The organism is Paenibacillus sp. N3.4, assembly GCF_008017805.1.
GTDB lineage: Bacteria > Bacillota > Bacilli > Paenibacillales > NBRC-103111 > Paenibacillus_E.
In genome coordinates, this window is record NZ_VRTT01000084.1 from 22,717 (window position 1) to 30,938 (window position 8,222).

Below are 8,222 nucleotides of genomic sequence, written 5' to 3' on the forward strand. Positions count from 1 at the left end.
CTCAACGTTTTCGAAACGCGACCCTGTGACATCAATTCCTTACTTAAAGAGGATAAGCGGAAAATTTAGACCTGACAGGCTATTTTGAGCTACATAATTTGGTTAATCAACACATCCGTTAATTTATTGTTCTAAAAGATCTATAAAATTCGCGGATGTCCTTAACAAACAATTCCGGCTCTTCCAGAGCAGTAAAATGGCCACCGCGGGTCATTGCATTCCAGCGCGTAATATTCAGGTTGCGTACAGCCCATTCTTTGGGTGGCAATAATATATCTGCCGGGAAAAGAGCGACGGCTGTCGGTACCTCTATGCGGCCCAGAGGCGGCAAAGAATGTGAATTCTCATAATACATACGGGCTGTTGATCCTATAGTATTGGTAACCCAATAGATCATAATATGCGTGAGCAGCTCATCCTCGCTGAATCGTTGCGCCAGGTCCCCCTTACAATCACTCCATGCACGGAATTTGTCAATCAACCAACCAGCCAGACCTGCTGGCGAGTCGGACAGTCCGTAGGCAAGAGTCTGGGGTCTTGTCGATTGAATGGAGATATAGCCGCCTTCAAGAGCAAGCCATTCCTGAGCCTTCTTCTTATATTGCAGTTCTTCCTCTGAGAGCCTCGCCGGATCTTGTGCCGTCATGAGATCTCTAATAATCCCGATATCGGTTAAGTGGATTCCGACAAGCAGTTCTGGATGGTTCGCCGCAAGATATCTGGTAACACCGGAGCCCATATCCCCGCCTGCAGCAGCAAATTTGTTATAGCCAAGTTCTTGTGTCATTAGTTTAGCCCACATCTCGGAGGCATGAAAATTGTTGACGCCACGATCAGGACGGCTAGAGAAGCCAAACCCTGGCAGCGAAGGGACAATGACATCAAAAGCGTCCTCAGGGTCACCACCGTGGGCAGTGGGATCAGTAAGAAATGGGATAATCTTTTGGTAACGCAGGTAACTGTCCGGCCAGCCGTGGGTAAGAATGATGGGCAACGGATTAGGTCCTTTACCGCGCTCATGCACGAAATGAACATCTATGCCGTCGACAGTACTGCGAAATTGAGCAAAGCGGTTTAATTTCGCTTCTTGTGCACGCCAGTCAAAATGGTCTCGCCAATAGGCAACGAGCGATTGTAAATAACGTAATTCTGTGCCTTGTTTCCAAGCGGAATCTTCTAATTGATCCGGCCAGCGGATGTGATTCAGTCTGTATTGTAGATCGTCAAGCACTTCATCGGATACCTGGATTTGAAAACGTTCAACAGCCATAATGATTTCCTCCCACTAATCTTAATCGTTCAATCTTGACAGTTTGAGCAGCTGTCGTGGAAAATGTGGCCTATACATCGGTTATAATTAAAGCGTAGGCGGGAACATATCTTAGGATATCGACTTCCGAAACTTGTAAAAAGCTATGATCGCACAAGCGGATATCCATATTCACCCTTTTCCCCTCCCAAATGACACAGGATGCACCTATGGAATGTTGTCCTTCAGCTGCTCATTTTGGGTTGATTCACAATCTAATTATAACCTTTGAACTTGTATGCTACACTGTTATAAATGAAGCAACCAACTATACTATTTGATAGGTGAAAAAAATGCCACAAATGGACCGACACAAAGAACGTACGGTGAAAATAGAATTTGTCGCAGTGGAGGATTTCAGTATTCTTCCTTATCCTGAACGGTATACGCTGATTTTTATTACGTCAGGAAGTATAAATGGGATATTGAATGAACGTCCAATATCCATTAGCGCTCCTGGTGTCCTTTGCTTGGCTGAGGACGATAATGTGCAAGTGGTTGAAAAGATTAATGTATCTGCTCAATCCTTTAGTTTTCATCCCGAATTTCTTAACACCATTACTCTTACCGAAACGAAGGATTATTTCCCAGCAGCTCCTAGAATTCAAACAGGACTTTCCCTTTTTCAAAGGGATTATTTGTATACGGGTGTACCTCGTGTAACTGAGAAAGCATACCCCCTATTGTTTGAATGGTTTTTCGTACTTGGCACCGAAGTGCAGGCGCAAAGTGACGCACTCTGGGTGTGCAGAATAAAAAAGTATCTCATCCAAATTTTAGGTTTGATGGAGGAATTAATTCAATATAGTGAACATTCACCTGTCGATGAAGTATTAGATTATATACACACTAATTATTCGCGAAAGATTTCATTAAACGATTTGACGAATTGTGCGCATTTGAACCGTGTGACTCTGAATAAATTGTTTCAGGAGAGATGTGGAAAAACAGCATTTGGTTACTTGCTTACACATCGCTTGAAGGTTGCGAGTGACCTTTTGACACATACCGATATGAGCCTTAATGAAATTGCACGTTCCACTGGATTCGAGTATGACACCTACTTTATTAAACAGTTTACAGCGAAAAAAGGGATGTCACCTACAACGTATCGAATTACATCCCGCAAGTTTGGTACTGCTCAATAACAACAGGCCTGTTGATTAATCAGAAAAGATCGGCATGAAGCGGCAAATCTCTGTTTGCACCATTAAATACCATTTGGGCAACATAAAGACGATCAGCGCAGAAAACAGTTGCCCGAAGACCGCGTTTTCGGTTGTGCCGAATAGCGTTGGGAGATTTAGATGTTGTTTGATCCAACGAAAAAACACCTCTATTTGCCAGCGAGCTTTATAGATCAGAGCGATTTGTTCAGCAGTAACGCCCATCAAATCGGTCACAACGCGAATTTCTCTACCTTCAAAGTCACGAAAGACGACCACACGGTGTCGATGTTTTGATCGACATTGAGACGTTCCCAGTTGGCACGTGCTGTCCCGAATGACAGGAGAATCGCCAGTGGTTTGGCGCCGCAGCGCATACGGTTTTGCAGTATGTCCTTAACATTTCTTTCAAGGAAAAAGTCCTTTGTCCACGATTGCGGAGTCTGTAGGTTCAAATCCCCACATCTCTTGTTTTTATATAAAACTTGATACCCAGAATTCCGTCATATCTCTATCTCCTTTATGGGGGCCCGCCAACATTTTAACGAAAATGTACGCAAAGCCTTCGGACGTGACCGACTTAACGTTTTTTCTGACTCTAAGCCCAATAGTCCACGTTATTACCTGTACCGCTGGTCATTCAACTTCCTGTTGTTTCAGCGGTCGTAATGAATCGAGAGACTTGTTCTGCCTAAAATTGAATTTGTATTCGCCTAAGAAATTGATATGCTCCCATCCAATCTCCAGCACGAGGGCGGCGTTCAATCCTTCGGGGCCTCCGCCAATAATCACCACATCAAGATGTTGGTTTTTCATCATCTTCACCAACATATATAGATCTATGTTATCCATAATTAGAGTGCAAGAAGCGTATCACTTCTTGTTTACCTCATGTTTGCAATGCTTGAAAGCTTCATCCATTACCGACTGGATAGAGTGCTCCCGCAAGTATTGGTGCAGATGCTGTTCCGCGCCGTCCATCACCTTCTCAACCAAACATCCGCTCTTTTTTGGGCGTTCATGCTCCTCTGGTACATCTCCAGCTTCCGCTAACAACCGATGCTGCTGCGAATTCGAATTCGAGCATTCGAACAATTGCTGTCTTCCTTCAATTACTTGAATCACATCAAGAAAAGTAATCTGTTCGGCCGGTCGTGCCAACTCGTAACCGCCGTTCACCCCCGGTACCGCACGTACGATTCCATCCTGCCTCAACTTGGACATGATTTTAGATAAATAGCTTTCAGAAACGCCAAGTGTCACAGATAATTCCTTGATTCCAACATTGTTGCGACGATCCGAGTGACCCAAATGAAGTAAGGCGTGTAGAGCGTAATCTGTACTTTTAGAGAACTGCATGGTCCCCTCCGCCCTTCCTAAGACTATTATAAATACGGACCCGTGATAGCCATAATAAACGATTCAACTTCAATTTACAATGACTTTTTAGTTAACAAATCTGCTATTAACCGTCTTTTAGCGGCACGGCATCAGCATGGCCTGTCACGATTCAATTCGAAATGGAAGTTGAATAATTGTTGGCTCGGGTGAAACAACCCGGGACTGTTGGGACTTCGAGTAAGAAAACGTCAAGGCGGTGGCGTCCGAAGGCTTAACAAAGAAAAGGAGCAGTTCACCTCGGCAAACTATTCCTTTCTCATTCAGCACAGTTGGCAAGCGTTTGTTTGGCAAAGCCAGTGTGGGTAGACATTTGCAGCTACTTCACCTCGGGCTGGACTACTTTAATCGAAATAAGCTGAATTCTTCAGCTGTACCCGCATATGGGATCATGCCTTCAAACTGCAACCCTAGCTTTTCTAACAGTTTGGCCGACGAATGATTATCTTCAGAGGTAATAGCCACAATGCGTTTTAGCCCTAAAACGCATTGTGCATAATCAATCACTGCGGAAGCAGCCTCAAAGGCGTATCCTTTCCCCCAGAACCTAGGTAGAAAAGCAAATCCAACATCTACATCTTCTAAGAAATCTCTTTTTACCAATCCGCAAATGCCGATCGGAGTACCTCCATCCTTCAATTCCGTCAAATAAAATCCGAAACCCAAACGGACATACATGTCTAGAGCCCCTTTTAAAATGTAGTCCCGCGCGTCATCGATGGTTCTCACACCTCTATCGCCTATGTACTGGATCCAAGAAGGATCGTTCAATAGCTCAAGGATAAAAGCCGCATCCTCAATCGTTTGATGACGAATAATTAGCCGTTCTGTTTCTAGTACTTTCAAGGTAGATGCCCCCAAACGCTTAAAATAGGATGTGTATAATTATAACAAAAAATAGCGCCCCAGACTCTATGAGCGCTCGCTCTTTCTTTCGTTAATCTGCTCTTTACAGGTGCTGCTTGACTGCAAGCACTTATTAAGCAAATCTGCCCTCTAGCTGAATAACGGCTAAGGACTTCATTATGTTTACAGAATGTTTCCATCGGGAATGAAAAAAGGTTCTTGTCAGTATGACTTTCCGGTGCTCCAAGTTCTGGATCATAGTTAGACTTATTACCTTGAAACGTAATTCAATGTATATTATTCCTATCATTAAATTATCCGCAGTTAGATTACCTTTTGTTAATGGACGAAATGATTACTGGAACCGAAATGACCATAAGGCTTCATCGGGCAAACTGGTGTACACCAGGAATGGATCCAAATCGCCAAGGATGGTGATCGCTACATCGCTGTTGTCACGCTGCAGCAAAACGAGCAAACAAGGGCTATGAATACATTGTTGTGCTTCTGGAATGCCGCGGACACACACAACAATTCCATAAATGGCCCAATGCTGCGAATTAACCGTGATCTGATCGGCTTCCGGGCGGAGCCTGGGAATTATTATGGATCACTTATGACAAGGTTCACCGCATCACAAAGACGACAAAAAGGAGTCAGCCCCTGGTAACTTAATAGGCTGACCCCGTTTATTGCTGATTATTGTATTTTCTACTGCTCTTCGTCGGTAATAAAGTATGAATGAATGTCGTAATGCGGAACTTCGAAACCTTCGTGCCCATGCACTTGGAACTCAATATCCACTTGTACGACAGCGGGTGACGGGACCCCCTTCATACCAGGCAGGTTGATATGGTTAACTCCTTTTATAAAATCGTCCTGAGCAATCATATATTCAAGGAACACCAGTTTTCCATCATGTACGCCGTAGATCGGTCCGGTCGGGAGGTCTCCTGCTTGCGGATTCGCCCAATGTTCGCCCATGGCAGGCACGCTATCCGTTATTTTGATCGTTCCTTCGGGAAGCGCCAGTACATACACTCCCTGTTTAGCGTCCCAGCTGACTTGCTGGGCGTGGACCGCATCGGCCAAATCCCGGATCCAGGCCGTCGGTTCATCTTGCTTTATGCGAATATTTGAAATCGTTTTCCGCTAAAAACCACTTCTTGGTTCCCTTTGCTCAAGGTATACGTACGATCGAACAAATCAGCGAAAGCTCAAACGGACACATATGTTTTACCATCGGTCGTTACATGATTCGCCGCGGATTTCACTTCAACTCCGTTGACCTCGATGGTCAATCCATCGCTTTTCGTATCACTCGCCGTTATTCCGTGCGCCGATACGCTGCCGGACATTAGAATGAACAAACTAATAGCCAATAACATAATCTTTTTCATAGTAGTCCACTCCAGTCTTATCAATTAATTAAGGTTTAATAATCATAAATACGAATAATACCACGCCCATTGCCGAAGCTGCATAAAGCATCGCATTCGCTCTTGTGAGGTTGGCCCTCTGCTCCTGAGGAAGCTCGATTTTGCTTAAGTTCGTTTCATCGAACACCCATTGTGCGACACGTTTTTGCGCCGGAGCTACAAAGCCGATCACAACGATTTGGATCAGGACATAGAGTATAAGCGATCCCAATAACCACAACTGCGTGTAAGAACCGTAGTTGTTCAGCGTGATGAGCAGAATACCTGAGAGCACAGCAATGGACCCCCCGATTTTCGGAAAAAAGTCCAGCATACGAGCCAACTTCATGGAGTGTCTCAATTGTTCCAACGTTTGGTTGTTCCTAACCAACACGTGTCCGAAAAATGTTGGACCAACACCAATAATCGCCGATAATACATGAATCAACATCAACCACTTCACTACCCAGTCTCCTCCTTTCTAGAATACTTGATTTGATAACATTAAGAGTACCATCTTGCTTTCGCACATTCTATTATACGAACGTAGCAAAATAGTCGAATTCGGTTATACTTTCATTCTCCTCACGGATAAAAAAAGAAGACAAGTTCTCTCCCGAAAGAAAGCTCGTCTCCTTACGATCATTATGTTTTTTTCAAGTAGCTGTTAACCAGTTGCGTTCGATTCCTGACATTCAACTTCCGAAATACCGCTGTCAAATGCTTCTTGACCGTTACTTCTGTAATATGCAAGTCTGTCGCAATTTCTTGATTCGTATAACCTTTCACCAGCAGTTCCACCACTTCTTTTTCCCGCTCGGATAGCATCGGCATACCATCATCCTGCTGCTTGGAATGATCTACAAGGCCGAACGACGCTATCATTTTGTCCAAATAACCCTACAGCTTGCTGCCCCTCGTATCGACACGTCCTCAAAATCCGTCACATCGATCGTTTTCACAAAATAACCAGCAATATGTTCCTTCGGCACTCGGAGTTCCTTTAGCCTATGATCCGGCAGGATTTGGGAATAAGTGGATGAAATAGGGTGAGTTAGCAAGTAATCAAGTGTTCCTGTATGAATCGGAATGATTGCCATCAGGCCACATGAAATAAAAATTTTTAACTTATTAGTTTAAATGTTTGAACGCATAAACGTTTGGAGAGTGATGGATGTGAAAGCAATGGTAATCGATCGATACGGAAAAAAAATGCCTTTAAGACTAGCAGAATTGCCGGTGCCTGAAGTTGGAGAGCAAGATGTTCTTGTTGAAATTCATGCAGCCAGCTTGAATCCAATCGATTTTAAAATAAGAGATGGAAAAACGAAATTCCTTCTCAAATACAATTTTCCTTTAATACTTGGAAATGATTTTTCTGGAAAAATAACTAAGTTGGGTTCAAAAGTTACAACATTTAAAGTTGGAGATGAAGTTTATGGCAGACCGAGAAAAAGCCGCATCGGAACTTTTGCAGAATATATAGCAATTAACGAAGAAGATATTTCGCTAAAACCACAAAATCTAAGTTTCGAAGAAGCTGCTTCCATCCCGTTGATTGGACTTACCACCCTACAAGCATTCGCCGATATTATGGGTCTCAAGAAAGACCAGAAGATACTGATACATGCAGGGGCAGGAGGAGTAGGGACCTTCGCCATTCAACTTGCAAAGGTAATGGGCGCCTATGTTGCCACTACAGCAAGTGACAAAGGGTATAAGTTAGTTAAGTCCTTAGGAGCCGACCTGATAATAAATTACAAAAAACAGAACTTTGATGAAATATTAAAGGACTATGATGCGGTTTATGATACTCTGGGCGGAGAAGCATTAGAGAAGTCCTTTAAAGTGCTTAAACCACACGGCAAAATTGTATCAATTTCGGCTTTACCCAATGCCAAATTTGGTAGAGAAAGTAATCTAGGAATATTAAAAACAATTATATTATCAATTGTAAGCAGAAAGATTACTGCACTAGAGAAAAAGGGCTCTTCGCTGCTTACTATTGGTAATTAAGATTATAGAGAAAAGAATAGAAACAAGCTTCTTACCAGCCTATGCTAGAATCTCATAGCAAATGAAAGC

General features: G+C 43.3%; 10 protein-coding genes and 3 pseudogenes. 2 read left to right on the forward strand and 11 right to left on the reverse strand.

Annotated features, from left to right (window positions below; all coding sequences use genetic code 11):
- Positions 1 to 118: 118 nt before the first annotated feature.
- Positions 119 to 1,270 carry an epoxide hydrolase family protein gene (locus tag FU659_RS29235; protein WP_147950799.1) on the reverse strand — a complete coding sequence of 384 codons (1,152 nt, stop codon included), beginning with the start codon at positions 1,268 to 1,270 and terminating at the stop codon, positions 119 to 121.
- A 332-nt stretch (positions 1,271 to 1,602) separates the two neighbouring features.
- Between FU659_RS29235 and FU659_RS29240 the strand changes: the two genes are divergently transcribed.
- Entirely contained in the window at positions 1,603 to 2,457 is an 855-nt protein-coding gene (locus FU659_RS29240) for a helix-turn-helix domain-containing protein (protein ID WP_147950800.1), read from the forward strand.
- A gap of 69 nt (positions 2,458 to 2,526) precedes the next feature.
- Here the strand turns inward: FU659_RS29240 and FU659_RS29245 are convergent.
- The 10 genes and pseudogenes from FU659_RS29245 to FU659_RS29290 form a co-directional block, all read right to left on the reverse strand.
- Positions 2,527 to 2,850: pseudogene (locus FU659_RS29245) on the reverse strand (transposase); the annotation flags it as partial.
- 11 nt (positions 2,851 to 2,861) lie between these two features.
- A pseudogene (locus tag FU659_RS38450) lies at positions 2,862 to 2,940 on the reverse strand (SAM-dependent methyltransferase); the annotation flags it as partial.
- Positions 2,941 to 3,111: 171 nt separating this feature from the next.
- Positions 3,112 to 3,327 (reverse strand): hypothetical protein, encoded by a 216-nt coding sequence (locus FU659_RS29255; protein WP_187274477.1) that lies wholly within the window; start codon positions 3,325 to 3,327, stop codon positions 3,112 to 3,114.
- Positions 3,328 to 3,348: 21 nt separating this feature from the next.
- Positions 3,349 to 3,834, reverse strand: a complete 486-nt coding sequence (locus FU659_RS29260; protein ID WP_147950802.1) for an RrF2 family transcriptional regulator — start codon at positions 3,832 to 3,834, stop codon at positions 3,349 to 3,351.
- A 378-nt stretch (positions 3,835 to 4,212) separates the two neighbouring features.
- The gene (locus FU659_RS29265) at positions 4,213 to 4,719 is read right to left on the reverse strand and encodes a GNAT family N-acetyltransferase (protein WP_147950803.1); all 507 of its coding nucleotides are present in this window, start codon (positions 4,717 to 4,719) and stop codon (positions 4,213 to 4,215) included.
- A gap of 711 nt (positions 4,720 to 5,430) precedes the next feature.
- A complete protein-coding gene (locus FU659_RS29270; protein WP_222708667.1) occupies positions 5,431 to 5,811 on the reverse strand; it encodes a hypothetical protein in 381 nt (126 codons plus the stop codon).
- A gap of 125 nt (positions 5,812 to 5,936) precedes the next feature.
- Entirely contained in the window at positions 5,937 to 6,119 is a 183-nt protein-coding gene (locus FU659_RS29275; protein ID WP_147950804.1) for a hypothetical protein, read from the reverse strand.
- 28 nt (positions 6,120 to 6,147) lie between these two features.
- On the reverse strand, positions 6,148 to 6,600 hold the full coding sequence (locus tag FU659_RS29280; protein ID WP_147950805.1) for a DUF2269 family protein: 453 nt from the start codon (positions 6,598 to 6,600) through the stop codon (positions 6,148 to 6,150).
- Positions 6,601 to 6,782: 182 nt separating this feature from the next.
- A complete protein-coding gene (locus tag FU659_RS29285) occupies positions 6,783 to 7,022 on the reverse strand; it encodes a response regulator transcription factor (protein ID WP_147950810.1) in 240 nt (79 codons plus the stop codon).
- Complete coding sequence (locus tag FU659_RS29290; RefSeq protein WP_147950806.1) at positions 7,019 to 7,237, reverse strand: hypothetical protein; 219 nt, start codon at positions 7,235 to 7,237, stop codon at positions 7,019 to 7,021. The genes FU659_RS29285 and FU659_RS29290 overlap by 4 nt, the downstream gene beginning before the upstream one ends.
- A gap of 76 nt (positions 7,238 to 7,313) precedes the next feature.
- Between FU659_RS29290 and FU659_RS29295 the strand changes: the two are divergent.
- Positions 7,314 to 8,123 (forward strand): annotated as a pseudogene (locus FU659_RS29295) (NADP-dependent oxidoreductase); the annotation flags it as partial.
- Between the last annotated feature and the right edge of the window lie 99 nt (positions 8,124 to 8,222).

Excerpts from the sequence above, each read along its gene's own strand:
- FU659_RS29285 (WP_147950810.1), bottom strand. The coding sequence starts at position 7,022 with ATGATAGCGTCGTTCGGCCTTGTAGATCATTCCAAGCAGCAGGATGAT.
- FU659_RS29275 (WP_147950804.1), bottom strand. The coding sequence starts at position 6,119 with ATGAAAAAGATTATGTTATTGGCTATTAGTTTGTTCATTCTAATGTCC.
- FU659_RS29240 (WP_147950800.1), top strand. The coding sequence starts at position 1,603 with ATGCCACAAATGGACCGACACAAAGAACGTACGGTGAAAATAGAATTT.
- FU659_RS29290 (WP_147950806.1), bottom strand. The coding sequence starts at position 7,237 with ATGGCAATCATTCCGATTCATACAGGAACACTTGATTACTTGCTAACT.
- FU659_RS29255 (WP_187274477.1), bottom strand. The coding sequence starts at position 3,327 with ATGGATAACATAGATCTATATATGTTGGTGAAGATGATGAAAAACCAA.
- FU659_RS29235 (WP_147950799.1), bottom strand. The coding sequence starts at position 1,270 with ATGGCTGTTGAACGTTTTCAAATCCAGGTATCCGATGAAGTGCTTGAC.
- FU659_RS29260 (WP_147950802.1), bottom strand. The coding sequence starts at position 3,834 with ATGCAGTTCTCTAAAAGTACAGATTACGCTCTACACGCCTTACTTCAT.